Origin of the sequence: Mesorhizobium sp. B2-1-1 (genome assembly GCF_006442975.2) — a bacterium.
Taxonomy (GTDB): domain Bacteria; phylum Pseudomonadota; class Alphaproteobacteria; order Rhizobiales; family Rhizobiaceae; genus Mesorhizobium.
The window spans coordinates 2,216,033-2,242,219 of record NZ_CP083954.1 but is presented as its reverse complement, the minus strand read 5'-3'; the positions used below and the strand labels follow the sequence as shown (position 1 = coordinate 2,242,219).

Sequence of the window (26,187 nt, the reverse complement as noted above, 5' to 3'; positions counted from 1 at the left end):
AGGAGTTGACATGACCGATCTTCAGCAACCGGGATTCAGCCGGTGCAACAATGCCACCTTGCGGCGCACCGCGCGCAGGCTCGGCCGCTTCTACGACGACGCGCTTGCGCCTTCCGGGCTGAAAGGCACGCAATTTGGCCTGCTCTTTCAGATCAGTGCCAGCAGCGAACCGGCGATGGGGACCGTTGCCGAGGCGCTGATCATGGATCTCTCGGCGCTCGGCCATACGCTGAAGCCGCTGGTCCGCGACGGCTATGTCGAAACCTTCCCCGATAAGGACGATCGCCGCGTCAAGCGCGTCCGGCTGACGCCGCACGGCCAGGCCAAACTCGAAGAGGCGATCAAGCTGTGGAGTGTCGCACAGCAGCGCTTCGAGGAGATGATCGGCGCGGAGCAAGCCGCGAAGCTGCGTGCGACGCTGGATGCTGTGGCCTCTCTGGACCTCGAAACGCCGGCGGCCGCTCCCTCCAGTTGAAGCGGCCGCGAAAGAACCAGCGACGAAAAGCTTGGCGCCCTCTACTCCGCCGGCATGGCGACCGGCCGCGCCAGCATCCGGCCGGCCAGCACGATGCCGAGCCCGACGACGGGGAAGACGGCCGCGATGAGGCCCAGATCGGCCGGACCGCCATAGCGCAGCACGGCGCCGCCAACCACCGCGCCGAGCGCCACGCCGAGGTAGAGCGCGGAGGCGTTGAGCGACAGCACGATCGGGGCAGCGTCCGGGGCGAGCTTGATGATGCGGCTCGCCTGCGCCGGCGGGAAGGCCCAGCCGACGATGCCCCATGGCACCATCATGCCCATCAGCGCCGGCCCGGCGAGATGATGCGGCAGAAAGGCCGGGATCAGCGAGAAGGTGACGAGCATGGCAGCGCTCAGCGCCAGCGACCAGCCGACGGTGCGCGTAGCGCCGAAGCGGTCTGCGGCCTGGCCGCCGGCGATGTTGCCGATGACGGCGCCGACGCCGAAGGCGAGCAGCATGCCGGGCAGCGCTATCGGGGAGAGCCCGCTGGCTTCGATGGCCAGCGGCGCGATGAAGCTGAACACGGTGAAGGCGCCGATGAGGGCAAGTGTGGTCGTCACCAGGATCGGCATCACGCCGGGACGCATTGCCGCCGCCAGCCGACGCTTCAGCGGCAGCTTGGTGCCGATGATGCCGCGCGGCAGCCGGTACCAGAGGATGGCACCGGCGAGCGCGCCGAGGCCTGCGATGGCATAGAACGTGCCGCGCCAGCCGGCTATCGCCGCGACCAGCGCACCGAGCGGGGCGCCCACCGCCACCGCCACCGTGGTGCCGCCGACGACGACGGCAATGGCGCGGGCCCGGTGATGATCATCGACCAGCGCCACCGCCGTGCCTTGCGCGGTCGCCGCGAACAGGCCAGACGACAGCGCCATGATGATGCGCGCGGCGAGCAGCACTTCGAAGGAGGAACTCAAGGCCGCGGCAACATTGCCGATGACGAAGAACACCAGCGTCCACAGGATGACGCGGCGCCGGTCCCATTCGCCGGTCAGCGTCGCCAGGATCGGCGTGCCGACCGCATAGGCGAGCGCGAAGGCGGTGATCAGCGTGCCGGCGAGCGGAACGGAGATGCCGGCATCCCTGGCGATGTCGGGCAGAAGGCTGGAGATGACGAAGCCTTCGGTCGAGATCGCAAACGATCCGAGCGCAAGCCAGAAAATCCGCTTGTCCATGGCGATGTGTCCTTAGTTCAAAAGTTATTGAACAATTGGACATAACCCGGCAGGATGTCAATGAAGCCAGGGAAAAATAGCACAACCATCCTGACAGCCCTGTGTCAGCACGGTCGTGAAAGGGAGAGCGGGGTGCACGGCAGACGCGGAGCGGGTGCGTTGAAATCGGCCGGAACTGTGCTTAGGTTGCAACCATGAGCCTGCCACATCCCAATACGGACCAGATCAGCCTGCCGATCGTGCTCGCCGTGCTCGGCGACCCGACGCGGCTGGCGATCGTGCGTTATCTCGCCAGCAAGGAAGGCGTGCCGCTAAACTGCAGCAAATTCCTCGATCTCGCCTCGAAGACCAATCTGAGCTACCACCTGGCAAAGCTGCGCGAGGCCGGCGTGACCCGCGCAGAAGTGGCCGGCACCAACCGCATGATTACGCTGCGCCGCGCCGATCTCGATGCCCGCTTCCCCGGCCTGCTCGACAGCATTATTGCCGCCGCAGGCGACGATCCGGCGCTGCCGGCGGTCGGCGGCCATGATATCGAAGTGACGGCCTGACTCGCGGGATCTGGGTTCTCGCCCCCACGGTAGTGGGGAGAGGAAACGCTGCCTCACAACCGGAGTTCCCATGCGCATTGCTGTCCTCGCCGATATCCACGGCAATGTGCTGGCGCTTGACGCCGTGCTCGCCGACCTCGAGCGGCGCGGCGGCGCGGACATCACGGTCAATCTCGGCGACAGCGTTTCGGGTCCGCTCTGGCCGCGCGAGACGTTCGCGCGGCTGGAAGCGCTGGACCTGCCGACCGTGCGCGGCAACCATGACCGCCGCGTCGCCGCCGATCCGGCCGATGAGACCATGTGGGCCTCCGACATCTACGCGCAGGAACGACTGACGGGGGCGCAGCGCGAGGTGCTGTTCGCCCAGCCTCTGACGCTGGAGATCGCGCCCGGCGTGATCGCTTTCCATGCCAGGCCCGATCACGACGAGAAGTACCTGCTCGATACGATCACCGAGGGCCGGCTGGTGCGCGCGCCGCTGGCGGCGATCCGGCGGCGGTTGAAGGCGCTCGATCCGGCCTGCCGCCTGGCCCTGTGCGGCCATAGCCACCGGGCCGAACTGATCCGCTTGCCCGGCGGTCCGGTGATCTTCAACCCGGGCAGCGTCGGCTGTCCCGCCTATGAAGACTCGACGCCGCCGGCGCATTTCTCCGAGCAGGGCGCGCCGCATGCGCGCTACGGCATCGTCACTTCAGACGAGCCCGGCCGACCCGACCGTTTCGAGGCCATCGCCGTCGACTACGATCACGAGGCGGCCGCCAGCCAGGCCGAACAGGCGGGACGGCCCGAATGGGCCCATGCGCTGCGAACCGGCTTCATGCCCGGCTGAATGCTTTTTGCATTCGTGCCCGGCTGAATGCTCTTCGCATTCGTGCCCGGCTGAATGCTCTTTGCATTCATGCCGCGAGCAAGCGCATGCCCGGCTGAACTCGCTCCTCGCTCCCGATGATCCCCTTCACGCAGCTCCGTCTCTGCCGGAAGAAAATCTCGCTTCTGGACAGGGCGCAGCGTCGTCGCCTATAAAATCGGCTTCGCGTGTGGCGGCGTTTCGTATCTGGCGGTGCCTTTGGTAATGCAATCTATCGGCCACGGCGAAGTGATGAAGCGCTGGTCTACGCTCCGAACGACGCTCTTCGCGCTGATCGCCGCTCCTGTGCTTCTGACGGTGGCCCATGCCGAGGATGGGCCGTTCATCTCCATCGTCACCGGCCTCGCTCCCGACGATCTCCTCAACGTCCGCGCCCATCCGTCGCCGATCGGCAAGACCGAGGCGCGGCTGGCCAACGGCGCCAGCGTGAACAATCTCGGCTGCATCGACGTAGACGGCCGGCAATGGTGCAAGGTCGAGGCCGAGAACCCGAAAATCAGCGGCTGGACCCCTGCCCGCTACCTGAACCCCGTCAATCCGGCTTCGCCGCCCGATCCGGATCAGGCGGATGGAGGCCAGGCGCTCGACGCAACGGCCGGCCCGACAGCCGCTCCGCCGCCCGCGTTGCCGCCCGACCTGACGGCGAGGCTGGGCGGAGCCGACAACGCGGCTGCAACCACGCCGAAATCCGCGGCGGCAGTTGCCATGCAGGATGCTTACGGCCTGGCGCTGGTGGCGAATGAACCGCCGCCCACTGGGGAGAATCCGCCTCAGGCGGAGGCCAGCGCCGGAGGCGCCGCCATTGAAATTCCCTGTGCGCGCAATGTTGGCCAGCCGATGACCCTTTGCGCGGCAAGCGTCGAGCACAAGGGCAGCGACAAGGCCGACGTCACCGTGACCTGGCCGGACGGCGGCAGCCGCGTCATCTCCTTCTACGGCGGCCTGCCCGCAGGTTCCGACGGCGACAGCGATTTCCGCTTCACCCGCGAAGGCAGCCTCAGCATGATCCGCGTCGGCATCTCGGAGCGATTGGAGATTACGGACGCGGTGGCGTTTGGGGATTAGTTTGGAAGGCAATAGGGCAGTAGGGCAGTAAGGCAATATGTGAAGTGCCTGGAGTGACTGCCCTACTGCCCTACTGCCCTACTGCCCTACTGCCCTACTGCCCTACTGCCCTACTGCCCTACTGCCCTACTGCCCTACTGCCCTCATTTTCGGGGTTACATCAGGCAAAACTCTTCCCTATAAGGCCCTCCTAGCCTGATACCAGAATCGCAAGCACAACCGGCCGGGTCTCCCGTCCCGGTTTTTCGTGCAAGCCGCTCGCCGAACGGAATTCATAAAGATGCCAAGACGCACCGACATCAAGTCGATCCTGATCATCGGGGCCGGCCCCATCGTCATCGGCCAGGCCTGCGAATTCGACTATTCCGGCACGCAGGCCTGCAAGGCGCTGAAGGAAGAGGGTTTCCGCGTCATCCTGGTCAATTCCAACCCGGCCACCATCATGACCGACCCGGAACTGGCCGACGCCACCTATATCGAGCCGATCACCCCCGAAGTCGTGGCCAAGATCATCGCCAAGGAGCGACCCGACGCGCTGCTGCCGACCATGGGCGGCCAGACCGCGCTCAACACCGCGCTCTCGCTGCGCCGCATGGGCGTGCTGGAGCGCTATAATGTCGAGATGATCGGCGCCGACGCCACGGCCATCGACAAGGCCGAGGACCGGGCGCTGTTCCGCGAGGCGATGAAGAAGATCGGCCTGGAAACGCCGAAGTCGATGCTGGCCAACGCCACCGACGTCAAGAACGCCGACCGCAAGACGCATGAGGCCGAGCGCGCGGCACTGAAGGCCGAAAAGCCCGACAACCTCGACGCCGCGCTCGACGCGCTGGAGACAAGCTGGAACCTCGGCGAAGGCGACCGCAAGCAGCGCTACATCAGCCACGCCATGGCGATCGCCGCCCAGGCGCTCGACCATGTCGGCCTGCCCGCCATCATCCGCCCCTCCTTCACCATGGGCGGGACCGGCGGCGGCATCGCCTACAACAGGGCCGAATTCTTCGACATCGTCCAGTCCGGCCTCGACGCCTCGCCGACCACCGAAGTGCTGATCGAGGAAAGCGTGCTCGGCTGGAAGGAATACGAGATGGAGGTCGTCCGCGACAGAGCGGACAATTGCATCATCGTCTGCTCCATCGAGAACATCGATCCGATGGGCGTGCACACGGGCGACAGCATCACCGTCGCGCCGGCGCTGACCTTAACCGACAAGGAATACCAGATGATGCGCAACGCCTCGATCGCGGTGCTGCGCGAGATCGGCGTCGAGACCGGCGGCTCCAACGTGCAGTTCGCCGTCAACCCGGCCGACGGCCGCCTCGTGGTCATCGAGATGAACCCGCGCGTCTCCCGCTCCTCGGCGCTGGCCTCCAAGGCGACCGGTTTCCCCATCGCCAAGATCGCCGCTAAGCTTGCCGTCGGCTACACCCTGGACGAGCTGGAGAACGATATCACCGGCGGCGCGACACCCGCCTCGTTCGAACCGTCTATCGACTACGTCGTCACCAAGATCCCGCGGTTTGCATTCGAGAAATTCCCCGGCGCGGAGCCGGTGCTGACCACCGCGATGAAGTCGGTCGGCGAAGTCATGGCTATCGGCCGCACCTTCCAGGAATCCTTGCAGAAGGCGCTGCGCGGGCTGGAGACGGGCCTCACCGGCCTCGACGAGATCGAGATTCCCGGCCTTGGCCATGGGACTACGCCCGCCAGCCATGTCGACGACCGCAACGCCATCCGCGCCGCCCTTGGCACCCCCACCCCCGACCGGCTGCGCATGGTGGCGCAGGCGATCCGCATGGGCACCTCGCTCGAAGACGTGCACGCAATGTGCAAGATCGACCCGTGGTTCCTCGAGCAGATCGCGGGCATCCTCGCCATGGAATCCCGCATCCGCGAGCACGGCCTGCCTGAGGATGCCGCCAATCTGCGCATGCTGAAGGCCATGGGTTTTTCGGACGCCCGCCTCGCCTCATTGACGAAGAGCGACGTGGAAGTCGTTCAGAAGATTCGTGAAAAGCTCGACGTTCATCCGGTTTATAAGCGCATCGACACCTGTGCGGCCGAGTTCGCGTCGCCCACCGCCTACATGTACTCCACTTATGAAGTGCCCTTCGCCGGCGCGCTCGCCAACGAGGCGCAGGTGTCGTCGCGCAAGAAGGTGGTTATCCTCGGCGGCGGTCCGAACCGCATCGGCCAGGGCATCGAATTCGACTATTGCTGCTGCCATGCCGCGTTTGCGCTGCGCGACGCCGGCTATGAAGCGATCATGATCAACTGCAACCCCGAGACCGTGTCGACCGACTACGACACCTCGGACCGGCTCTATTTCGATCCGCTGACGGCGGAGGACGTGCTGGAGATCCTGCGCGCCGAGCAGGCGTCGGGCGAGCTGGTCGGCGTCATCGTCCAGTTCGGCGGCCAGACGCCGCTGAAGCTCGCCGACGCACTGGAGAAGGCCGGCATCCCGATCCTCGGCACCTCGCCCGACATGATCGACCTGGCGGAGGACCGCGACCGCTTTCAGAAGCTGCTGCACAAGCTCAACCTCAGCCAGCCGAAGAACGGCATCGCCTATTCGGTCGAGCAGGCCCGCCTCGTCGCCGGCGAGCTCGGCTTCCCCCTGGTGGTGCGCCCCTCCTATGTGCTGGGCGGCCGCGCCATGCAGATCATCCATGACGAGGGCATGCTGCAATCCTACCTGCTCGACACCGTGCCCGGCCTGGTGCCGGAGGACATCAAGCAGAAATACCCCAACGACAAGACCGGCCAGATCAACACGCTGCTGGGCAAGAACCCGCTGCTGTTCGACACCTATCTCAGTGACGCCATCGAGGTCGATGTCGACTGCCTCTGCGACGGCAAGGCGACCTTTGTCTCTGGCATTCTCGAGCATATCGAGGAGGCCGGCATCCATTCGGGCGACTCGGCCTGCTCGCTCCCCGTCCACTCGCTGCCTGCGGAGCTGGTCGACGAGTTGGAGCGCCAGACGGCAGCCCTTGCCCGCGCGCTCAATGTCGGCGGGTTGATGAACGTGCAGTACGCGATCAAGGACGGCACGGTCTATGTGCTGGAGGTCAACCCGCGCGCATCCCGCACCGTGCCCTTCGTCGCCAAGACCATCGGCCGCCCCATTGCCAAGATCGCCGCCCGCATCATGGCCGGCGAGAGCCTGGAAGACGCCTTCGCCCATTACGGCGCCATGCCCGACCCTCGCAATCCCGGCCACATCGCGGTCAAGGAAGCCGTCTTCCCCTTCGCCCGTTTCCCCGGCGTCGACATCCTGCTCGGCCCGGAAATGCGCTCGACAGGCGAGGTCATGGGCCTCGACCGCGATTTTGCCCTTGCCTTCGCCAAGAGCCAGTTGGGCGCAGGCGTCGACCTGCCCCGCTCGGGCACTTTGTTCGTCTCGGTACGCGACGAGGACAAGAAGGGCATATTGCCGGCGGTCAAGCGCCTCGCCGGCCTCGGCTTCAAGGTGATGGCCACGTCAGGCACCGCCCGCTTCCTCGCCGAAAACGGCGTCGTCGCCGAGAAGATAAACAAGGTGCTCGAAGGCCGCCCCCACATCGAAGACGCCATCCGCAACCGCCAGGTGCAGATCGTCTTCAACACCACGGATGGCCAGAAGGCGGTGTCGGACTCGAAGTCGTTGCGGCGAGCGACGCTGATGCAGAAGGTGCCGTATTACACGACTCTGTCGGGTGCGGCGGCAGTGGCCGAGGCGATCGCGGCGTTGAAGGCGGGGAGTTTGGAGGTCAGGCCGCTGCAGGAGTATTTTGCTTAAGGCGACAGCCAATCAGTAAAAAATTCCGAGACGATGACTCCCACGGGAAATCAAAGGTCACTTTCTCCTCGGATTCTTAAGCGCTATCAAATAGTCGGCAGACGAATCGACACTATTCTTTGGAAACGTTAGGCTCTTTTTATTCCGGTTCGTTTTAGAAACACCTTCAATTTGCTTCGACCATTGACCGAACGTATCTAGAATCTGCTGTATCTGCGACAGAGAAAACTTCTCCCCCTTGGCGAGAGGAGTGGGGTTACTCTTCACTTGGATGCAGGCCATTGGAGCCTGCTCACCCCACCGCCACACACTCAATCTCGATGTCAAACTCCATCGGCCAAGAAGCCACCGGCACAAAGCTCCGCGCCGGCGGGTTGGTCGAGAAATACCTGGCATAGACCCGGTTGATCGCGTTGTAGAAGCCGGAATTGACGGCGTAGATGCGCACCATCACGACATTGTCCAGCGAGGTGCCGGCCGCTTCCAGGCAGTGTTTCAGCGCCTTCAGCGACGCCTCGGTCTGCACCTCGATGTCGCCCCGCACCATCTCGCCGGTCACCATGTCCACCGGCGGTGTCGCCGAGATGAACACGAAGCCGTTGGCCCTCACCGCCGTCGAACAGGGCACGCCGAGCGCCCGCACCTTGTCCGACATGACGGGCACTTCGATGACTTCCTTTTTCACAGTGGTGCTCCCTGGGTTTGGGGGGAGCTTATAGTGCCGGCCGGGGAACGCCAGCGCCGACCCGCAGTCCAGAGCCGGAACTCGTCCCTCGCCTGCGAAATCTCGTAGGGCGCTCCCTCTGGCGCCGACGCGTTGTCCAGCCCTCACCCTTGCCCCGGATAGGGCGTGCCGTCCTTGTGCAGGAAGCGGCCGTCCGAACTCGGGCTCATCATGTCGATGTCGGAGCAGGTGATGACATCGTCCGGGTTGCGCGAGCCGACCTCGAGGTAAAGCGCCGTCGTGGACGAGCGGTTGATCAAATGGTGACCATTGCCGCTGTTCTTGGCGAAGGTGGCGCAGTCGCCGGCGCTGAGCAGCGACTCCCCGCCATCCTCGACCAGCGTCAACTCGCCTTCCAGCACATAGACGAACTCGTCCTCATGGCTGTGCCAGTGACGCTGGCTTGACCAGCCGCCGGGCGGCAGCGTCATCAGGTTGACGCCGAAATCGGTGAGGCCGCCGGCATCGCCAAGCCGGCGGCGCGTGCGGCCGGCGCAAGGGGCGTCGAAGGGCGCGGGATAGCCCGAGCCCTTGCGGACGGGCAGCGATGCGAGGTCGAGTTTGGGCATGGGTGCTCTCGGGGTGGTGGTGCGGCACTGTAGTCCCACGCAGGCATGGGAAGAACCCTGTTGCGAGATGTGAGCCGTCGCGCCCTACGGCGCCCCCCTCTGTCCTGCCGGACATCTCCCCCACGAGGGGGGAGATTGGCAGCTTCGGCGACGGCGCTCTTTCTTCCAGCGCTGAAGATTAGCGAAAGCATTCGCGACAGCCAATCTCCCCACCTGTGGGGGAGATGTCCGGCAGGACAGAGGGGGGCGCCGTAGAGTGCTGTCGTCTGCGGTTCAGCTCCCTCTCGACCGCCCTCACCCCTGATGCGCCGCGCCCAGTTCCTTCACGTGCTTCTCGTGCATCTTCAGCGTCGGCAGCGTCTTCTTGGCGAATTCCTTCATCGCCGGATCGTCGCCCGATTGGGCATAGGTGCTGAAGAGCGCGACGGCGTCCTTGTGAGCTGCTGTCTGCATCATGATGTATTTGGTGTCGAAGTCCTTGCCGCTGGTGGCCTTGAGTTCGTCGAGCTGGCCCTGTTCTTTCGGCTGAAGCGCCGGGCCGGCCGGCTTGGTCGAGGCGGTGGTCTGGCCCTGCGCGAGTGCCGCCTTGAAGTCCTCGCCGGCCTTGGTGTGATCCTTGATCATCTGTTTGGCGAAGGCCTTGACGTCGGCCGACGCCGATTTCTGCTCGGCGAGCTTGCTCGACTGGATCTCGAACTCGTTGGCGCCGGGCACCGTCTTGATGAAGGTCTGCGTGTCGACCTTGCTGTCGGCTGCCAACGGCGTCGTTTGGGCGGTGGATTGGGCAAGCGCGGCGGGCGCGGCGGCGAGCAAGGCCGCGGCGGTCATGGTTAGAAGCGTTTTCATCTGCAATCTCCGATCGGAATGGTTCCCTCGGGATTCCAACGCCGCAGATGAGCGGAAGTTGCGCCGGGGCACCTTGCCGTCAATGGCAGCATGCCTCGCCATATTGCAGCTGCTCGTGCCAGTTCGGCCGGCCCTCCGGGGTGAAATCCATCAGGTTCCACAGGATCTCGCAGGTGCCGATGGCGCGCGGGTCCTGGCCGGGCTCGGGCGGGGCGAAGCCCAGCTCTGACGACCAGAAATGCCTGATGCCGTCAGCGTCGCGGTTGAACACCGACAAAAGCGGGATCTGCGCGCGGTCTGCATCCTCGGCATTGTAGTCGCGCTTGAAGCTGTTGTTGGCCGACGACACCAGCCGCATGTTCTTCCAGCCACGGTCGCGGCCGAGCGTGACGAGGTTTTCGAGCGCGGTTTTCGCCACCACGGCGAAGTTGAACCCGGCCGCCTGGAGATGGCCGACGGCGCCGTCGAACTGGTCGAGCAGCGCCGTGCAGGACGGGCATGGCTGGTCCGGCCGTGCCAGCTTCGCCGTGCCGCCCGTCATTGCCACGTCGCGCGTCTCCTGCGGATGGCGCGGAAACATCATCTGGTAGAGGATCAGCGTGTCCTTGCCGGGTGCGAACAGTTCCGACAGCTTTATCTCAGCCGCCCTGCCCTCGGCATCCAGCCCATCGAACACGTAATCCTGTGGCACCAGCCCGCCCGGCGGCAACGCGCGGCGCGCCACGGCCACATCCTCCATGGCGCGGCGCAGCGCGATTTCCTTCTTCAGCAGCTTTTCGCGGGCGGCGCGGTATCTGGCGGATTCGTTGGGGAAGGTGATCATGATCGGCTCCTTGGGTCACAGCGCCGGCGTCCCGGCGCGGTTGCTCTAAGACCTAAGGACGCGCCGCTGCGGCCGGTTCCGACAATTTTCCCCTCACCCCTTCACGCCGCCGGCGGTGAGGCCCGAAACGATCTTGCGCTGGAAGATCAGCACCAGCACCACCAGCGGCACGGTGACGATCACCGATGCGGCCATGATGTTGCCCCATGGAATCTCGAACTGCGAATTGCCCGACAGCAGCGCGATCGCCACCGGCACGGTCCGCTGCGCGTTGTTGGAGGTGAATGTCAGCGCAAACAGGAACTCGTTCCACGCGCTGATGAACGCCAAAAGCCCGGTGGTCGCCAGCGCCGGCCACATCAACGGCAGGAAGATGCGCGTGATGATGATCCACGGCGTCGCGCCGTCAAGGATCGCCGCCTCCTCGACCTCGACCGGCAGGTCGCGCACGAAGGCGGTCAGCACCCAGACGGTGAACGGCAAGGTGAAGATCATGTAGGAGAAGATCAGCGCGACAAGCGAATTGTAGAGGCCGAACATCCGCACCAGTTCGAACAGCCCGGCCAGCACCGCCACCTGCGGAAACATCGACACCGACAGGATGGTAAGCATCAGCGCCGAGCGGCCGCGGAAGCGCACGCGCGCCAGCGCGTAAGCCGCAGTGACACCGAGCAACAGCGAGAGCGCAACGACCGCGCCGGAGACCACCAGCGAGTTGATGAGATTGCGCACGAAAGCGCCTTCTGTCAGCACATTCCTGTAATTTCCGAGGCTGAACGTCTTCGGCCAGAGGTCGGCCTGGAACAGTTCGGTCCCCGATTTCAGGCTGGTGACGATGGCGTAATAGAAGGGGAATACCGCGACCAGCACGATGACCGCGACCAGCAGGTAGAAAGCCGTCCGCTTCAGGATCCACATCTCAGCGGCCCCCCTCGAGGCTGATCCGGCCGATCCGGATATAGGCCATGGTGAGAAGGGCAAGAATGAGGAACAGCAGCGTCGAGGCGGCCGAGCCGTAGGCGAATTTGTCGAACTCGAACAGGTTCTCGCGGGTGAACACCGACATCGACTTGGTGTGCACATTGTTGGGCGTCAGCACATAGATGAGGTCGAAGATGCGCAGCGCGTCGAGCGCGCGGAAGATCACCGCCACCATCACCGCAGGCCGGATCAGCGGCAAGGTCACCCGCCAGAATATCTGCCACGGATTGGCGCCGTCGAGCCTGGCGACCTCGATGATCTCGCGCGGCAGCATCTGCAGCGCGGCAAGGATGAGCAGCGCCATGAACGGCGTCGTCTTCCAGATGTCGACGACCAGCACGGCCGCCATCGCCGTGTCGGCGTTGGCCGTCCAGGCGATCTTGGTGTCGATCAGGCCGAGATTGAGCAGAACCACATTGATGATGCCGAACTGGTCGTTGAGCATCCACTGCCACATCTTGGCCGAGACGATGGTCGGGATCGCCCAGGGGATGAGGATCGCCGCCCTGACGATGCCGCGGCCCGGGAATTCGGCATTGAGCACCAGCGCGACGACGATGCCGAGGATCGTCTCGCAAGTCACCGAAATCACCGCGAAGCGCACCGTGTTCCAGACGGCGCTCCACCAGATCGGATCGGCCAGCACACCATCATAGAGCACCCGGCCGCTCGGCATGCGCAGCACCGAGAAGTAATTGGCGAAACCTGCCCACTGGCGGGCGTCGAGATCGGCCAGCGAAGCGTCGGTGAAACTGAAATAGACCGTGCGGGCGAGCGGCCAGCCGGCAGCGGCGGCGAGCACCAGGAGCATCGGCGCCAGGAACAGCCAGGCCGAACGCACGCGCTGGCGCATCAGCCGCGAGCGCGGGCGGTGGGTCGCCACGGCTTCAGGCCTCGGCTCCGCTTCTGTCATCCCTCGCGCCGGGCGGGACATGGAGGCGCGTTGTGGCGTCACCAGCCACGCCCCTTCAGCCTGGTCAGCATGGCTTCGAGGTCGGCCAGATTGTCGCCCGCGGTGCCATCGCCCGACAGCGTCTTGTGGACGGCGTTCCAGAATTGGCTCGACGCCTCGTTGTACTTGATCCTGGCCGCGGCCGAGGGACGCGGCACCGCATTGAGGAAGATCTGCTTCCAGCGCGGAACGATCGGCTGTTGTCTGGCGATGTCGGTATCGTCATAGAGCGCCTGGATGGTCGGCAGGCTGGAGTTCCTCAGCGCGCGGTATTTCTGCATCGCGGGCGAGGCGATGAATTTGACGAGCCCGATCGCAGCGTCCGGGTGCTTGGAATATTTGGACACGGCAAGATTCCAGCCACCCAGCACCGCCGCCGGACGCGCGCCTTCGCCGGTGCCGGCCGGCAGCGGCGCTACGTCGAACTTGCCCTTGATCGGCGAGCCTTCGGAATTGCCTAGTGCATAGGCGTAGGGCCAGTTGCGCATGAAGACCGCATTGCCGGTCTGCCACACGCCGCGCGATTCCTCTTCCTGATAGGCCAGCACGCCGGGTGGCGCGATGGTTCCGACCCAGCCTTTGGCCGTGTCGAGCGCTGCCGCCGCTTTTGGGTTGTTGATCGAGATGGTGCCGTCCGGCTCGATGATCTGGCCGCCGCCGTTCGACATCACCCATTCCAGCGCGTCGCAGGTCAGCCCCTCATAGGCATTGCCCTGGAAGACGAAGCCCCAGATGTCCTTGTTGCCGGCAGCCCGTTCCTTGTCCATGACCAGCCTGGCGGTGTCGGCCAGCTCCTTCCAGGTGGCAGGCACCTTGGCGTCGTATTTGTCGAGCAGGTCCTTGCGGTAGTAGAGCGCCGGCGCATCGGTGAAGATCGGCAGCGCCACCAGCCTGCCGTTGACGGTCTGCGACTGGATGATCGAGGGGAAATGGGCGCCGACGACATCCTTGGTCGCCGCGGTCAGGTCGACAAGCTGGCTGGCGAGCTGCGGCGCCCAGATCACATCGGTCTGGTAGACGTCGATATCGCTATTGCCGGCGGCAAGCCACAGCCTGTACTGGCCGAACTGGTCGGTCCCGGATGCCGGCATGACGACGATGCTGACCTTGTTGCCGCTGTCCTTCTCATAGCGGTCGAGGATTTCACGCAGCACCTTGATGCCGATTCCTGTGTCGCCCGATACGATCGACAATTCGACGGCTCGCGCAGGCACAGCCGCAATCATCGCGGCAGCGACCAACGTGGCAAATGCGTGAAAGAGCCTCATGGCGGCGGAGGATCTCCTTTCGGAACGGCGACGCAAGCCTTCGAGGCTCCGGAAGCTCGTCGGACCCCTCCACCACTCTTTGAATGCGGAGCGGCGCTCTGGGTTCCCGAGCGATGCCCGCGAGCGGCGGTGGGCCGGGCCGCGGCTTCAGCCTTCCCAGGCGACAGGGCTCATCCCAAGCCGCTGATAGAGCCTGACAGCGGCGGCATTTTCCACCGTGTTGGTCTTGAGGTCGACATGGTCTGCGCCGCGTTCGCGAAAGACGGCGAAGGCGTGCCACATCAGCGCCTCGCCGATGCCCCTGCCGCGCGCCTGCGGATGCACGGCGAGATCCCTGACGAAGGCGCTCGTCCAGCACAGCGCCGCCGCCACCAGCAGGCCCTTGGCGTCGATGACGAGGAAACAGAGCGCAGAATCGAATTCGGGGTCGCCTGAGATGCGTGGCCACCATTCGTCGAACGGGCCGTCGGCGCCATCGTCGAACACTTCGGTCAGCAGCGCATGCAAGGCCGGCGCATCGCCGGGCTCGAGGGTGCGCATGACAAAGCCATCCGACCAGTGCGCGGGAACCAGCGTCTCGTCGAGGATCTTGCGCAGCCGGATGTCGTTCGGAGCCGGCGGGCGCGGTTCGGGCATTTCGCTCAGGCGTCGGGCAGCAGGCGGCGCCGCTTGCGGTCGACGCCGAGGCCGGTCGCCTCGAGCAGGCCCTTGCGCTTGGCGTCGAAATAGTAGCCGGTCTGGTAGAGCCAGTCGGCGCGCTTGGCGTTGCCGTCCGACACCAGCCAGGCGCCACGCAGGTATTTGACGGCGTATTTCAGGTTGGTTTCGGCATCGAACAGGCCCCTGGCCGGTCCGTCATAGCCCATGCCGCGCGCCGTCGCGTGCTTGATCTGCATCAGCCCCCAATGGCCGTTGTTGTAGGCTTTGGGATTGAAGGTGCTTTCGCGGTTGACGACATGGCGCACAAGGTCGACCGGCACCTGATAAAACGCGGCGTATTTTACGATCAGCCGGTCGATATCGCCGCGCACGCCGGTCGCATGCTCTTCCTGCACCGGAGCGGCAGGAAACTGGACGAGGGCAGCCGGATTCTGCGGCACAACATAGGCCGCCTGCTGCACGCCGGGCATGGCTTTCTGATCGTTCCTGGCGATCGCCGGCACGATGAGCCCGGCGGTGGCGTAGGTGGCTGCCGCCTTGATTGGTGCGCCGGCGCCAGCCGGCGGCGGCGCCTGCCAGGCATTGGCGGTCACCACCGCCGGCACGGCCGGTGCGGTTGGGGTCGCTCCCGCAAAGGCCGCGGTTGCCGCGGCCGCCTGTGTGGTCGGGCCGGCGGACAACTCAGCGGTTTGAACGGGCGTAATCCCCGACGATTCCGGCAGCACCGAAACCGTCTCCGGCAACGGTATGGTGAAGCCGGCATCGGTGCCGGCGACGGTCGCTGTTTCGGTCAGGGAAGACGCGGATTTCATCTGCGATGTCGACGTGCAACCGCTGACGCAGGCCATGGCCGCGATCACGCCGAGCGCGATAAGGGTTTGTTTTGCTGGCAAGCCGCGTTCGGGTCCGGTTCGTCGGATGTTAAGAAATCCCTTACACCAGCGATTCCTGGCGAGCAATCGGGGCGCTCAGGTGGTTTTCGGGTGGCGAGACTCGGGCCGAAATGCCATATTGTTCCTGATATGTACCGGCATGAATGCCGGTTTCTGGCCATTTTGCGAAAGGAGCACGCCATGCAAACGCCGTCGCAGATCACAGCCGGCCACGCAGTGTTAGAAACAGTGATCGGCTTCATGGGGATTGCCTGGAGCGAAAAGGGCCTGATCCGGCTCTGCCTGCCCGAACGCAGCCGCGAGGCAGTGGAACGGCGGCTGCTGCGCCATGCCGGCGTTTCGGCCGCTACCGTGCAGCCGCCGTGGGTGGTCGAACTGATCGCCTCGATCAAGGCCTATGCGGCAGGCGAGGACGTCGATTTCTCCTCCGTGCCGGTCGATCTCGACGGCATCGACGATTTCCGCCTCGCCATCTATGGCGCGGCGCGAAAGCTAGCCTATGGTGAAACCACCACCTATGGCGAACTGGCCAAGCGCGCCGGCCATGCCGGCCTGCCGCGCGAAACGGGTGCCGCGCTTGGCGCCAATCCGGTGCCTCTGGTCATTCCGTGTCACCGCATCGTCGCCGCCGGCGGCAAGATCGGCGGCTTCTCCGCGCCCGGCGGCTCGACCACCAAGGAAAAGATGCTGGCCATGGAAGGCGTGCGCGTCGGCCCGCCGCCGCCAGCGCAGGTCTCGTTCGGATTTTGACGCGATAACAGCCGCGCCAGGCTATGGCCTAGTCGTTATGAAAAAACCGCCGGCGGAAACGCCGGTCGTTGTCCGGTCGCTTGCAATTGTAGACCGGGCAGGATTTCGTATCGGCGCTCGGCACATAGGCGCGTGTCCTCACCTCGCCCATGGTGCAGAATTGCTGGCTCTGCACGTAGCGGTCGTAGAGTGGCAGTCCCGGTACCCGCCTCGACTGGTAACGCAGGATGACGGCGCCCTGCCGCGCGATCGTCGCCTGCACGCGGCCACACTCCATCCGCGTCGGATCGTAGCGCGAGATCGCCTGCGCCTCGGCGGCAATCAGCGTCAGGCATGCTGCCAGCAGAATGGTCTTCATGGTCCTCTCCCCTGATGCGCGGCTCACGGACAGCGCCATCTGACGCAACGGTTTCACCGGATTGGGGCGGCCGTTGGGCGGTCCCTCGATCACGGCTTTCTCACGCAGTCTTGTATTTCGTGCGAAAGCAGCCTATATCAACCCCATTGATATTTCGGCCGATCGATCCGGGCCTCGCGATCTTCGCGTTTGCTGACGTCTATCTCCAAAATCTCGATGCACACCGGCTGGACCTCGGTTCGGTCAAACCAAAGCAAATGTGAAGGACTATTTTTATGGCAACTGGAACGGTCAAGTGGTTCAACGCCACCAAGGGCTTCGGCTTCATCCAGCCTGACGCGGGCGGCGCGGACGTTTTCGTCCACATCTCCGCTGTCGAGCGCGCTGGACTGTCGACCCTGGTCGAAGGCCAGAAGATCAACTTCGAGATCGAGCAGGACCGCCGCACTGGCAAGTCGTCCGCTGGATCTCTGAGCAAGGCAGCCTGATTTTGAAAATGGCGCGCGCCGGGCGACAGCCCGGGGCGCGCGGCAAGTCACGGATGTACTGACGGTCGCGCGAGAAGCGCGCCGGAGCGGAAAGACCCGACAAGCCGGATCAGCAGATAGCTGCCAGCCCGGACCGGACGCTCCCGATCAGGCTACCGAAATGGGAAGGCGGGCATTGTCCCGCCTTTTTATTTGCCTGGATTCCAGGCATGTAAAGCCGACCCTGGAGTCCCACCTGTGGTACCACTAGAGTGGTATTATCCGGCCATGACCAAGCTTGAGCAAATCGAAAAGTCCATCACCGAACTGAGCCCCGAGGAGTTGAAGGCGTTTGCCGCATGGTTCGAGGCGCTCCAGGCGGACCTGTGGGATCGGCAGATCGAGGCCGACGTGAGGGCGGGGCGATTGGACAAGCTTGCCGAACAGGCATTGGCTGACCATCGCGCCGGCCGGACTCGCCCTCTGTGAATCACGGCGCCTCTCCATCATTCTGGAAGGCTTATGAAAAACTGTCATCGTCGATCAAAGCAAAGGCGGACAGGGAGTTTTCTCAGACTGCGTTCCGATCCTTTTCATCCCTCCTTACATTTCAAGCAGGTCGGTTGCTATTGGTCGGCGCGGGTCGACGAAACTACCGGCTGTTGCCATACGCAACAATGAAGATGTGATCTGGTTCTGGATCGGCACCCTATGCCGACTACGACCATCTGTTGAAATAGCTCCCGCGCAGCTTCCCGGACGATGGGCGGCCGGGCCTCGCGCCTGTTGACGCGTGCCCCGCCCCCAAAGAGCCGCGAGGCGGCGACGAGGTTGAGGATAAAGCTACCCCACCCACTCCATCGGCACATGCCCCGGATCCGCTTCCACTCGTTTCAGCCACGCAGCCACCGCCGGGTAGGCGTCGAGCTGGAAGCCGCCCTGCTCCGCCGTATGCGTATAAGCGTAGAGCGCGATGTCGGCGACGCTGTAGGCGCTTCCGGCGAAGAACGCGTTGTTCTCCAGGTATTTATTCATGACACCGAGCGCCTTGTTGCCGCGCTCCAGTGTCACCGCCAGCCGCTCCGGCGTCGCGTCCTTGGCCCTTTCGGGAAAGGTCAGCAGCGCCTTGCGCACGGCGATATAGGGCTCGTGGCTGTACTGTTCGAAGAACAGCCATTGATAGGCGAGCCCGCGCTCATACTTGTCCGCGGGCAGGAAGCGCGTGCCCTCCGCGAGGTAGAGCAGGATGGCGTTGGATTCAGCGATCCGCTTTCCGTCGTCGAGTTCCAGCAGCGGCACCATGGCATTCGGATTCTTGGCGACGAAATCCGCTTTTCGCGTATCGCCCGTGTGCGAACTCACCTCGACAGTGGTGAAAGGGAGGCCGAGCTTGGCCATCAGCAGGCGCGGCTTGTAGCAGTTGCCGCTGTCGATCATGCTGTAAAGTATCATCGCTGGTCCCCCGAGCGCTGCCATGTGCAGACGCGATTATCGTAGCCGCGCCGTCCTCACCAATGATTAGTTTTGGCGCGACGATCAGCGCCGCTGATGTGTAGCACACGGCGCTACCCGAACAGCGGCACCACCTTGCTGTCCCTGCCCAGCAGCGCGTCGATGGCGAGCGGTCGCTCGTCGAAGATCACCCCGGCCAGCGCCGGCCGGGCGAGTAGAAAACCTTGCAGCAGGTCGACGCCGCCATCGAGCGCGACGCGCAGATGGGTGGGCTGTTCGATGCCCTCGACCAGGACCTTGGCGCCGCGGTCGTGCAGGCTGGAGACCAGCGGGCGGAAGAACCGCTCGGCGGCGGCGTGGCGGCAGAATTGCGCGAACCAGCCACCGTCGATCTTGACGATATCGGGCTTGAGCAGGCTGACCCGCTCCTCGGTCGAGTGGCCGGTGCCGAAATCGTCGATGGCGATGCGGATGCCGTCGCGGCGCATCTCGCGTACCAGCGTGGCCAGCAGCGTGTCGTCGGCCGCCTGTTCGGTGATTTCGCAGACCAGCATGCCGGGGGCCAGGCCGAGCTCGCCGAGATGCCTGCTCATCAGCCGGATTTCGGCCAAGGCCCGGCCCCGACGGGCGTTGACCAATGGATTGTAGTTGAAGAACAGATCGAGCCCATCGACGCCGATATTGCGGAAATTCCTGAGATGCAGCACCCGGCACATGGTTTCGACGAACAGCCGGTCCTGGGCCGCGACGCCTTCGAAGAACGCCCGTGCGGCGCCCGGCCGGCCGGCGCGATGCGGCTCGATCAGGCCCTCGACCGCGATTGCGTGCAGGAAGCGGCCGCGCGGCGCGAAGATCGGCTGGTAGGCGCTGCGCAGGCGGAAGTCGCCATAAACGCCATACTCGATACCGACCTCGTCCATGAAAATCGCATCGCCGACATCGCGCCGCCGCTCGGGCCTCATCGTGTGCCCCTGCGCCCAAAGGCTTTGGCCGCTCGCGCGGTATGCGGCGCGGCGGCCGGGGCCGAAGATGCCCTGTCGGCGACAGGCGACGGCCCGTCCTTGCCGAAGACGCGGAAGCTGGTCGGCGCCAGTTCCGGCCGTGCCAGCACGAAACCCTGGACCATCGAAGCCCCGGATTTCTCGGCCAGCTCCAGCTGCCAGCCTTCCTCGATGCCCTCGAACACGGTGCGGATGCCTTGTGCCTCGAAGCTTTTCACCATGGACGTCAGCAGCGCGAAGCCGGCGCCGGACTCCATCAACTGCGTGATCCAGTGGGCATCGAACTTGACGATGTCGGGTTTCAACTCCTTGATGCGGTTGATGTCGGAATCGTCGGCGCCATAGTCATCGACGGCAATGCGAAAGCCGTTGCCCTTCAACGCCGCGACGAAACCGTGCAGGGTCTCCTGCGAGGCTGGACGCTGCTCGGTCACCTCGCACACGACACGGCCCGGATCGATGCCGGCCTCGTGCAGCACCAGGCGCATTTCGCGCAAGGCATTGTCGGCAACGGCGCGCTCGGTGAACACCGACGGATCGAAATTGACGAAGATCGACGCTTCCTGCGGCAGGCAGGCGCCGGCATTCAGCAGATGCAGCGTCCTGGTCAGCGCCTCGACATGAAGCCGGTCGGCGGCCGGGCAGGTGCTGAAGAAGCTCATTGGCGATTGCGGCTCGCCGTCGCGGAACGGCCGGATCAAGCCCTCGAAGGCGGCAACCGACAGCTTGCCTTCCCTGAAGGCGAAGATCGGCTGGAAGGCGCTTTGCAACGTATAAATGCCCCAGACACCTGACGAGGTGCCGTCATCATGACGGATGATATGGGCAAGCCCGATGCTGCGCGACAAGGTTCCTCGCTCCGCGAACTGGCGCAATTGGGTTACGATCCTGCCACGCAAGCCTCTACCGCCCGTTAATGAACTTTCTGTTGCCGATCACGGCTCATTAACCTCCTTGCGGCACTGGCCCAGCCGACAATGCTTGCACTCACGGGAATGATGCGACATGAGAAGCGCCGCGGCCGCTCCTGGCCGCGCTGATCCTTTCTGGAGAGAAAAAAGGTCATGGCCTTCCTTGCCGACACCCTTTCCCGCGTGAAGCCTTCCGCCACCATCGCGGTGACGCAGAAAGCCCGCGAGCTGAAAAATGCCGGCCGCGACGTCATTGGCTTGGGTGCCGGCGAACCGGATTTCGATACGCCCGACAACATCAAGAATGCGGCGATCGAGGCCATCCGCCGTGGTGAGACCAAATATCCGCCGGTGTCGGGCATCGCGCCGCTGCGCGAAGCGATCGCGAAGAAATTCAAGCGCGAGAACAATCTCGACTACAAGCCGGAGCAGACCATCGTCGGCACTGGCGGCAAGCAGATCCTGTTCAACGCCTTCATGGCGACGCTGAACCCTGGCGACGAGGTCATCATCCCCCGGCCCTATTGGGTCAGCTATCCCGAGATGGTGGCGATCTGCGGCGGCACTTCGGTGTTCGCCGACACTTCGATCGACAACGGCTTCAAGTTGACGGCAGAAGTGCTGGAAAAGGCGATCACGCCGCGCACAAAGTGGCTGCTGATGAACTCGCCGTCGAACCCGTCGGGCGCCGCCTACACCGAGGCCGAGCTTCGGTCGCTCGCCGACGTGCTGCTCAGGCATCCGCATGTCTGGACGCTGACCGACGACATGTACGAGCATCTGACCTATGGCGACTTCGTCTTCAAGACCATCGCCGAGGTCGAGCCGAAGCTCTATGAGCGCACGCTGACCATGAACGGCGTGTCGAAAGCCTATGCCATGACCGGCTGGCGCATTGGCTACGCCGCGGGTCCCGTCCAGTTGATCAAGGCGATGGACATGATCCAGGGCCAGCAGACATCGGGCGCCTGCACCATCGCGCAGTGGGCTTCGGTCGAAGCGCTGAACGGCCCGCAGGACTTCATCGCCAAGAACAAGGCTATCTTCCAGGGGCGTCGCGACCTCGTCGTCTCGATGCTCAACCAGGCGCGCGGCATCTCTTGTCCGTCGCCGGAAGGCGCCTTCTACGTCTATCCATCCTGTGCCCAGCTGATCGGCAAGAAGACCAAGGCCGGCAAGGTGATCGACACCGACGAGGCCTTCTGCTCGGAGCTGCTCGAGGCCGAGGGCGTGGCGGTGGTATTCGGTTCGGCCTTCGGCCTCGGTCCGAACTTCCGCATCTCCTACGCCACGTCGGAGACGCTGCTGGAGGAGGCGTGCACGCGCATCCAGCGCTTTACGGCATCACTGACCTGATCGTGAAAACAAAACCCGGCCAAACGCCGGGTTTTTAGATCGGCTCGACACGGTACTCAGCCGCCATATTGGGCCGGCGTCACCGCTTCCAGCCAGTCGGCATGCACGCCCTCGAGCGCTTCCTGCATCGCTATATGCGTCATCGCCGTTTTCGGCCCGGCCCCATGCCAGTGCTTTTCGCCTGGCGCGAACGAGATGACGTCCCCTGCCCTGATCTCCTGGATGAGACCGCCCCAGGTCTGGGCGAGGCCGGCACCCGACGTGACGTACAGCGTCTGGCCAAGCGGATGCGTGTGCCAGTGGGTCCGCGCGCCCGGATCGAAGCTGACCAATGTCGCCCGCAGCCGTGCCGGAGCCTCCTTCTCGATGATCGGCGTCTGCAGCACCCGGCCGGTGAAGTACTTTTCCGGCGCGATGACGGTCGGCGTGCTGCCGCAAGCAATGATCTTCATCGTTCGATCCCTGGAACTGGTGGCGATGCGGGCGGCGGCGACGCCGCTCTTCTTTCGAGACCCTAGTTTCGGCCGATATGGCCGTCGACGCAACCGGTCTGTTCGGCTTGCAAGTCAGCGGCAACCGCACCGCGCGCTCAGCCCTGAGGCTACCTATTTTCCTTGCCCTGCCGGCAAACAAGTGGGACGATACCTTTGGGCCGGTTGAAGACAAGCCCGCCCGCGACGGTCGAACAGGCCGGCCGCCGCTCAGGACCGACTGACCTTGGCCTGAACCATGAATGCCAGTCGGTCCCCAGGGAAACGCCTGAGTGGAGGTCAGTCATGGGTAATCGCGCCGGAGGACGACGCACGGGACCGAAATGCATTGCCATAGTCGGTCCCTTCGCAAGCGGTAAGACGACACTTCTCGAAGCCATATTGGCCCGCACGGGCGCCATTCCCCGCCAGAACCCGGTTTCCTCAGGAAACACCGTTTCAGATCATTCGCCCGAGGCGCGCGCGCACGCCATGAGCGTCGAGGCGACCTTCGCCACCACAGAATTCATGGGCGAGCAGTTCACCTTCGTCGACTGTCCCGGATCGATCGAATTCTCCTTCGAGGCCGAACCGGTGCTGGCCGCCAGCGACCTCGCAGTGGTCGTCGCCGAAGCCGACGAAAAGAAGATTCCCGCCCTCCAGCTCATCATGCGCAAGCTCGACGATCTCGGCGTGCCGCGCATCCTGTTTCTCAACAAGGTCGACAAGGCGATCGCGGGCGTGCGCGACACGTTGAAGATGCTGCAGCCGGCAAGTGCGGTGCCGTTGCTTCTGCGCCAGATACCGCTGCGCAAGGACGGCGTCGTCATCGGCTCGATCGACCTGGCGCTGGAACGCGCCTACATCTACCGCGAATATGCCGAGAGCGAGGTGGCCCAGATACCTGGCGACGAAAAGGCGCGCGAGCTGGAAGCCCGTTTTTCGATGCTGGAAAGGCTGGCCGACCATGACGACCAGTTGATGGAACAGCTGCTCGAGGAGATCGAGCCGCCCAAGGACGCGGTCTTCGACGATCTTGCCGCGGACCTGCGCGACGGCGCCGTCACGCCGGTGCTGATCGGCACCGCAGAGAAAGGCAATGGCGTGCTGCGTCTCCTGAAGGCGATCCGCCATGATGCGCCCGACATCGACGCGACCCGCAAACGGCTCGGCGCCCCCGAAGGCAACGCGACCGTGGTTCAGGTGATGAAGACCATCCATACGCCGCATGGAGGCAAATTGTCCGTGTCGCGCATCCTTTCGGGACAAGTCGCCGATGGCTCCGAGCTCTGGCTGCCCGGCGGCGACATGGCAAAGGTGTCCGGCATCTACAGGATGCTTGGCAAGGACCAGTCGAAGCTCACCGCGGCGAAGACCGGCGACACGGTCGCGCTCGGCAAGCTGGACGCGGTCAAGACCGGCCAGACGCTGACCTCGGCCAAGGGCGGCATGAAGCCGCTGCTACAGTTCGAGCCGCCGCAGCCTGTCTTCGCTTTCGCCTTGCGGCCGAAGGAGCGCAAGGACGAGGTGAAGATGTCGGCCGCCATCCAACGGCTGGCCGAAGAAGATCCCTCGCTCAGCCTGCATCATAACCAGGACTCGGCCGAGACCGTGCTGTCGGGCCATGGAGAAATGCACCTGCGCGTCGTACGCGAACGGCTCGAGGGCAAGAACCAGATTCCGGTCGAAGGCCATCCGCCGGCGGTGCCCTACCGCGAGACTATCCGCAAATCGGCGCAGCAGCGCGGCCGCCACAAGAAGCAGTCCGGCGGCCACGGCCAGTTCGGCGATGTGGTGATCGAGATAAAGCCGCTGCCGCGCGGCGCAGGTTTCCAGTTCACCGATACCATCACCGGCGGCGTGGTGCCCAAGACCTACATCCAGTCGGTCGAAAGCGGCATACGCGATTACCTGAAGTCGGGCCCGCTCGGCTTTCCCGTCGTCGACGTCGCCGTCAACCTGTCGGACGGCTCCTACCACGCGGTCGATTCCTCCGACATGGCCTTCCAGATGGCGGCCAAGCTTGCCATGAAGGAAGGCATGGCGGGCTGTTCGCCCGTGCTCCTAGAGCCAGTGATGAAGGTCGAGATCGTGACGCCCTCCGATGCGACCTCGAAGATCATCGCGCTGATCCCGCAGCGGCGCGGCCAGATCCTCGGCTACGACGCGCGGCCCGGCTGGCCAGGATGGGATGTCGTCGAGGCGACCATGCCGCAATCCGAGATCGGCGATCTGATCATCGAGCTGCGCTCGGCCACCTCGGGCGTCGCCAGCTACCGCGCCGTCTTCGACCACATGGCCGAACTCACCGGCCGGCTCGCCGACGAAGCGATGAATGCCAACGGCAAGGCAGCCTGATACTGATGCATGTCGTCTAAAGTGATCTCGGCTTTGGGACATCGACATCCACAAAGATTTGGGTGAGTGCCCTCTCGAACCTTGTTCGAGAGGGCGCAAACAAAAACAAAAAACGACGCCCGGGGGGGCCGGACGCCGTTTTGTTTGCGGACCGTTTTCTTGGGAGGAGAAACGGCAGGTCCGCCGCATCTTGAAGTCGCCGCTTCGGCGGAAGAAGGTTCGGACGCGGTAGCCGCCTGAGCCCGGATCGTCCGAGTGATGCCCCCATCTCCCGTCCGACCACACCGCGTCCTATGATCTGCTTAGCAGGAGCCGAGCGCCTTTGACATGTTACCAGAGGTTACATGTCACTGTTACGTGGCTATTTCGGTGGATTTTCCCGCCCTTCCGGCAGCGTCCGGGCAACAAAAAAGCCGGATCAATGAAGATCCGGCTGAGTTTGATTGGAAGTGCCTGTTAAGGCTAACCTCCAGAGGGGAACACTCGAGGGCGCTAATGGGAGGAGAACGCGCCCAGGAGATGAACTATATATGTGCTCATCATGCCCAAGAAACAAGCATCTATTTTGCAACACACGCATGCAAAAAGACGCAGGCTGTGGTCTAAGCCATTTCTGGACCCAATAGGACCAGCAGAATCACCGAAGCGGAACCCGCAATGAGACAATTGTCACGGCGGAATCGCGAATCACGCTCGGTTTTCATCCCGAAATGTCAAAAATGCGCAATGGCGTGGAATGAGGCAGCAGGCGTTTATTTCCGAGGCAACTAATGCATGTCGCGCAAAGTGTCCTCGGTTCGGCCGCGACGTGAACAACAAAGACTTGCGCGCGTCGCGGGAATCGGTTTGGGCGTGACATGCTTCAGGCGGGAGACAAGCAATGCGGACCTTTTCGGCGATCGCCGGCAGTGCTGCGTTCTTCATCGCGGCACCCTGTATCGTCGCCGGCCTCGTGCCGTGGCTGCTGACGGATCGCTGGGACCGGCCATGGTCGAGCCTGCCGGATCTTGCCCCGCTCGGCTGGATCCTCATCGCGGTCGCCGTGGCGGCGCTGCTGCATGCATTCGCCTGCTTTGCGCTTGAAGGCCTCGGCACGCCTGCTCCGGTCGCTCCGACCGAGAGACTGGTGGTCGGCGGGCTCTACCGCCATGTCCGCAATCCGATGTATGTGGCGGTGCTGTCGATCATCATCGGCCAGGCACTGCTGTTTTCAAGCTGGACGCTTGTCGCCTACGCCGCCATGGCAGCCGCGGCCATGGCCACCTTCGTCAAGCTGTACGAGGAGCCGACGCTCGCACGCCGCTATGGCGATGAATACGAAACCTACCGCCGCAACGTGCCCGCCTGGCTGCCCCGCCTGACGCGCTGGCGGGGGTGAGAGTCTG

The 26,187-nt window shown here is 64.2% G+C and carries 26 protein-coding genes; 11 read left to right on the top strand and 15 right to left on the bottom strand.

The window, feature by feature from the left end:
* Window positions 1-10: 10 nt before the first annotated feature.
* Window positions 11-475 (top strand): MarR family winged helix-turn-helix transcriptional regulator, encoded by a 465-nt coding sequence (locus FJ972_RS10990; protein WP_140524855.1) that lies wholly within the window; start codon window positions 11-13, stop codon window positions 473-475.
* Window positions 476-516: 41 nt separating this feature from the next.
* Here the strand turns inward: FJ972_RS10990 and FJ972_RS10985 are convergent, their stop codons facing one another.
* Window positions 517-1,695, bottom strand: coding sequence for an MFS transporter (locus FJ972_RS10985; RefSeq protein WP_140516769.1), 1,179 nt, complete (start codon window positions 1,693-1,695; stop codon window positions 517-519).
* Between the two features lie 194 nt (window positions 1,696-1,889).
* Between FJ972_RS10985 and FJ972_RS10980 the strand changes: the two genes are divergently transcribed.
* The 4 genes from FJ972_RS10980 (at window position 1,890) to carB (ending at window position 7,963) form a co-directional block, all read left to right on the top strand.
* Complete coding sequence (locus tag FJ972_RS10980) at window positions 1,890-2,246, top strand: ArsR/SmtB family transcription factor (protein WP_140495932.1); 357 nt, start codon at window positions 1,890-1,892, stop codon at window positions 2,244-2,246.
* A gap of 70 nt (window positions 2,247-2,316) precedes the next feature.
* Complete coding sequence (locus tag FJ972_RS10975; protein WP_140524856.1) at window positions 2,317-3,075, top strand: metallophosphoesterase family protein; 759 nt, start codon at window positions 2,317-2,319, stop codon at window positions 3,073-3,075.
* Between the two features lie 270 nt (window positions 3,076-3,345).
* Window positions 3,346-4,179 (top strand): SH3 domain-containing protein, encoded by an 834-nt coding sequence (locus FJ972_RS10970; RefSeq protein WP_140524857.1) that lies wholly within the window; start codon window positions 3,346-3,348, stop codon window positions 4,177-4,179.
* A gap of 280 nt (window positions 4,180-4,459) precedes the next feature.
* Window positions 4,460-7,963 (top strand): carbamoyl-phosphate synthase large subunit, encoded by a 3,504-nt coding sequence (carB, locus tag FJ972_RS10965; protein WP_140524858.1) that lies wholly within the window; start codon window positions 4,460-4,462, stop codon window positions 7,961-7,963.
* 292 nt (window positions 7,964-8,255) lie between these two features.
* Here carB and FJ972_RS10960 read toward each other — a convergent pair whose 3' ends face one another.
* From FJ972_RS10960 to FJ972_RS10920, 9 genes are all read right to left on the bottom strand, one after another.
* A complete protein-coding gene (locus FJ972_RS10960) occupies window positions 8,256-8,648 on the bottom strand; it encodes a Rid family hydrolase (protein WP_140524859.1) in 393 nt (130 codons plus the stop codon).
* Between the two features lie 143 nt (window positions 8,649-8,791).
* Window positions 8,792-9,256: a cupin domain-containing protein gene (locus FJ972_RS10955; RefSeq protein ID WP_140524860.1), complete on the bottom strand. Its 465-nt coding sequence runs from the start codon at window positions 9,254-9,256 to the stop codon at window positions 8,792-8,794.
* Between the two features lie 294 nt (window positions 9,257-9,550).
* Window positions 9,551-10,102 (bottom strand): DUF4142 domain-containing protein, encoded by a 552-nt coding sequence (locus FJ972_RS10950; RefSeq protein WP_140524861.1) that lies wholly within the window; start codon window positions 10,100-10,102, stop codon window positions 9,551-9,553.
* A gap of 79 nt (window positions 10,103-10,181) precedes the next feature.
* Window positions 10,182-10,925, bottom strand: a complete 744-nt coding sequence (locus FJ972_RS10945; protein WP_140524862.1) for a DUF899 family protein — start codon at window positions 10,923-10,925, stop codon at window positions 10,182-10,184.
* 93 nt (window positions 10,926-11,018) lie between these two features.
* Window positions 11,019-11,843, bottom strand: a complete 825-nt coding sequence (locus FJ972_RS10940; RefSeq protein WP_140524863.1) for a carbohydrate ABC transporter permease — start codon at window positions 11,841-11,843, stop codon at window positions 11,019-11,021.
* Window position 11,844: 1 nt separating this feature from the next.
* A complete protein-coding gene (locus FJ972_RS10935; protein WP_411969488.1) occupies window positions 11,845-12,819 on the bottom strand; it encodes a carbohydrate ABC transporter permease in 975 nt (324 codons plus the stop codon).
* A gap of 38 nt (window positions 12,820-12,857) precedes the next feature.
* On the bottom strand, window positions 12,858-14,126 hold the full coding sequence (locus FJ972_RS10930) for an ABC transporter substrate-binding protein (RefSeq protein WP_140524864.1): 1,269 nt from the start codon (window positions 14,124-14,126) through the stop codon (window positions 12,858-12,860).
* A gap of 147 nt (window positions 14,127-14,273) precedes the next feature.
* Window positions 14,274-14,762, bottom strand: a complete 489-nt coding sequence (locus tag FJ972_RS10925) for a GNAT family N-acetyltransferase (RefSeq protein WP_140516793.1) — start codon at window positions 14,760-14,762, stop codon at window positions 14,274-14,276.
* 5 nt (window positions 14,763-14,767) lie between these two features.
* Window positions 14,768-15,679 (bottom strand): lytic transglycosylase domain-containing protein, encoded by a 912-nt coding sequence (locus FJ972_RS10920; protein ID WP_140524865.1) that lies wholly within the window; start codon window positions 15,677-15,679, stop codon window positions 14,768-14,770.
* A gap of 180 nt (window positions 15,680-15,859) precedes the next feature.
* On the opposite strand from FJ972_RS10920, the gene FJ972_RS10915 reads away from it, so the two are divergent.
* A complete protein-coding gene (locus tag FJ972_RS10915; protein WP_140524866.1) occupies window positions 15,860-16,429 on the top strand; it encodes a methylated-DNA--[protein]-cysteine S-methyltransferase in 570 nt (189 codons plus the stop codon).
* 28 nt (window positions 16,430-16,457) lie between these two features.
* Here FJ972_RS10915 and FJ972_RS10910 read toward each other — a convergent pair whose 3' ends face one another.
* On the bottom strand, window positions 16,458-16,787 hold the full coding sequence (locus FJ972_RS10910) for a hypothetical protein (protein WP_140495945.1): 330 nt from the start codon (window positions 16,785-16,787) through the stop codon (window positions 16,458-16,460).
* Window positions 16,788-17,062: 275 nt separating this feature from the next.
* On the opposite strand from FJ972_RS10910, the gene FJ972_RS10905 reads away from it, so the two are divergent.
* Together FJ972_RS10905 and FJ972_RS10900 are read left to right on the top strand one after the other, a co-directional pair.
* Entirely contained in the window at window positions 17,063-17,275 is a 213-nt protein-coding gene (locus tag FJ972_RS10905) for a cold-shock protein (RefSeq protein WP_010910991.1), read from the top strand.
* A 267-nt stretch (window positions 17,276-17,542) separates the two neighbouring features.
* Window positions 17,543-17,743 (top strand): iron-containing alcohol dehydrogenase, encoded by a 201-nt coding sequence (locus FJ972_RS10900; RefSeq protein WP_140524867.1) that lies wholly within the window; start codon window positions 17,543-17,545, stop codon window positions 17,741-17,743.
* Window positions 17,744-18,097: 354 nt separating this feature from the next.
* Here the strand turns inward: FJ972_RS10900 and FJ972_RS10890 are convergent, their stop codons facing one another.
* The 3 genes from FJ972_RS10890 to FJ972_RS10880 form a co-directional block, all read right to left on the bottom strand.
* Entirely contained in the window at window positions 18,098-18,706 is a 609-nt protein-coding gene (locus FJ972_RS10890; RefSeq protein ID WP_140524868.1) for a glutathione S-transferase family protein, read from the bottom strand.
* Window positions 18,707-18,819: 113 nt separating this feature from the next.
* Entirely contained in the window at window positions 18,820-19,668 is an 849-nt protein-coding gene (locus FJ972_RS10885) for an EAL domain-containing protein (RefSeq protein WP_140524869.1), read from the bottom strand.
* A complete protein-coding gene (locus tag FJ972_RS10880; protein ID WP_140524870.1) occupies window positions 19,665-20,555 on the bottom strand; it encodes an EAL domain-containing protein in 891 nt (296 codons plus the stop codon). Before FJ972_RS10880 ends, FJ972_RS10885 begins: the two co-directional genes overlap by 4 nt.
* Before the next feature lie 216 nt (window positions 20,556-20,771).
* Between FJ972_RS10880 and FJ972_RS10875 the strand changes: the two genes are divergently transcribed.
* The gene (locus FJ972_RS10875) at window positions 20,772-21,974 is read left to right on the top strand and encodes a pyridoxal phosphate-dependent aminotransferase (RefSeq protein WP_140495950.1); all 1,203 of its coding nucleotides are present in this window, start codon (window positions 20,772-20,774) and stop codon (window positions 21,972-21,974) included.
* 56 nt (window positions 21,975-22,030) lie between these two features.
* On the opposite strand, the gene FJ972_RS10870 is transcribed toward FJ972_RS10875, so the two are convergent.
* The gene (locus tag FJ972_RS10870) at window positions 22,031-22,426 is read right to left on the bottom strand and encodes a cupin domain-containing protein (protein ID WP_140524871.1); all 396 of its coding nucleotides are present in this window, start codon (window positions 22,424-22,426) and stop codon (window positions 22,031-22,033) included.
* Window positions 22,427-22,750: 324 nt separating this feature from the next.
* Here FJ972_RS10870 and FJ972_RS10865 point away from each other — a divergent pair, with 324 nt between their 5' ends.
* Together FJ972_RS10865 and FJ972_RS10860 are read left to right on the top strand one after the other, a co-directional pair.
* Window positions 22,751-24,802 carry an elongation factor G gene (locus FJ972_RS10865; RefSeq protein ID WP_140524872.1) on the top strand — a complete coding sequence of 684 codons (2,052 nt, stop codon included), beginning with the start codon at window positions 22,751-22,753 and terminating at the stop codon, window positions 24,800-24,802.
* Between the two features lie 880 nt (window positions 24,803-25,682).
* Window positions 25,683-26,180, top strand: a complete 498-nt coding sequence (locus FJ972_RS10860; protein WP_140524873.1) for a methyltransferase family protein — start codon at window positions 25,683-25,685, stop codon at window positions 26,178-26,180.
* Window positions 26,181-26,187: the final 7 nt, after the last annotated feature.

Bases quoted from the DNA above. Each gene is read 5' to 3' on its own strand.
- FJ972_RS10990 (WP_140524855.1), top strand. From the start codon at position 11: ATGACCGATCTTCAGCAACCGGGATTCAGCCGGTGCAACAATGCCACC.
- FJ972_RS10985 (WP_140516769.1), bottom strand. From the start codon at position 1,695: ATGGACAAGCGGATTTTCTGGCTTGCGCTCGGATCGTTTGCGATCTCG.
- FJ972_RS10980 (WP_140495932.1), top strand. From the start codon at position 1,890: ATGAGCCTGCCACATCCCAATACGGACCAGATCAGCCTGCCGATCGTG.
- FJ972_RS10975 (WP_140524856.1), top strand. From the start codon at position 2,317: ATGCGCATTGCTGTCCTCGCCGATATCCACGGCAATGTGCTGGCGCTT.
- FJ972_RS10970 (WP_140524857.1), top strand. From the start codon at position 3,346: ATGAAGCGCTGGTCTACGCTCCGAACGACGCTCTTCGCGCTGATCGCC.
- carB (WP_140524858.1), top strand. From the start codon at position 4,460: ATGCCAAGACGCACCGACATCAAGTCGATCCTGATCATCGGGGCCGGC.
- FJ972_RS10955 (WP_140524860.1), bottom strand. From the start codon at position 9,256: ATGCCCAAACTCGACCTCGCATCGCTGCCCGTCCGCAAGGGCTCGGGC.
- FJ972_RS10950 (WP_140524861.1), bottom strand. From the start codon at position 10,102: ATGAAAACGCTTCTAACCATGACCGCCGCGGCCTTGCTCGCCGCCGCG.
- FJ972_RS10945 (WP_140524862.1), bottom strand. From the start codon at position 10,925: ATGATCACCTTCCCCAACGAATCCGCCAGATACCGCGCCGCCCGCGAA.
- FJ972_RS10940 (WP_140524863.1), bottom strand. From the start codon at position 11,843: ATGTGGATCCTGAAGCGGACGGCTTTCTACCTGCTGGTCGCGGTCATC.
- FJ972_RS10935 (WP_411969488.1), bottom strand. From the start codon at position 12,819: ATGACAGAAGCGGAGCCGAGGCCTGAAGCCGTGGCGACCCACCGCCCG.
- FJ972_RS10930 (WP_140524864.1), bottom strand. From the start codon at position 14,126: ATGAGGCTCTTTCACGCATTTGCCACGTTGGTCGCTGCCGCGATGATT.
- FJ972_RS10925 (WP_140516793.1), bottom strand. From the start codon at position 14,762: ATGCCCGAACCGCGCCCGCCGGCTCCGAACGACATCCGGCTGCGCAAG.
- FJ972_RS10915 (WP_140524866.1), top strand. From the start codon at position 15,860: ATGCAAACGCCGTCGCAGATCACAGCCGGCCACGCAGTGTTAGAAACA.
- FJ972_RS10910 (WP_140495945.1), bottom strand. From the start codon at position 16,787: ATGAAGACCATTCTGCTGGCAGCATGCCTGACGCTGATTGCCGCCGAG.
- FJ972_RS10905 (WP_010910991.1), top strand. From the start codon at position 17,063: ATGGCAACTGGAACGGTCAAGTGGTTCAACGCCACCAAGGGCTTCGGC.
- FJ972_RS10900 (WP_140524867.1), top strand. From the start codon at position 17,543: ATGACCAAGCTTGAGCAAATCGAAAAGTCCATCACCGAACTGAGCCCC.
- FJ972_RS10890 (WP_140524868.1), bottom strand. From the start codon at position 18,706: ATGATACTTTACAGCATGATCGACAGCGGCAACTGCTACAAGCCGCGC.
- FJ972_RS10885 (WP_140524869.1), bottom strand. From the start codon at position 19,668: ATGAGGCCCGAGCGGCGGCGCGATGTCGGCGATGCGATTTTCATGGAC.
- FJ972_RS10875 (WP_140495950.1), top strand. From the start codon at position 20,772: ATGGCCTTCCTTGCCGACACCCTTTCCCGCGTGAAGCCTTCCGCCACC.
- FJ972_RS10870 (WP_140524871.1), bottom strand. From the start codon at position 22,426: ATGAAGATCATTGCTTGCGGCAGCACGCCGACCGTCATCGCGCCGGAA.
- FJ972_RS10865 (WP_140524872.1), top strand. From the start codon at position 22,751: ATGGGTAATCGCGCCGGAGGACGACGCACGGGACCGAAATGCATTGCC.
- FJ972_RS10860 (WP_140524873.1), top strand. From the start codon at position 25,683: ATGCGGACCTTTTCGGCGATCGCCGGCAGTGCTGCGTTCTTCATCGCG.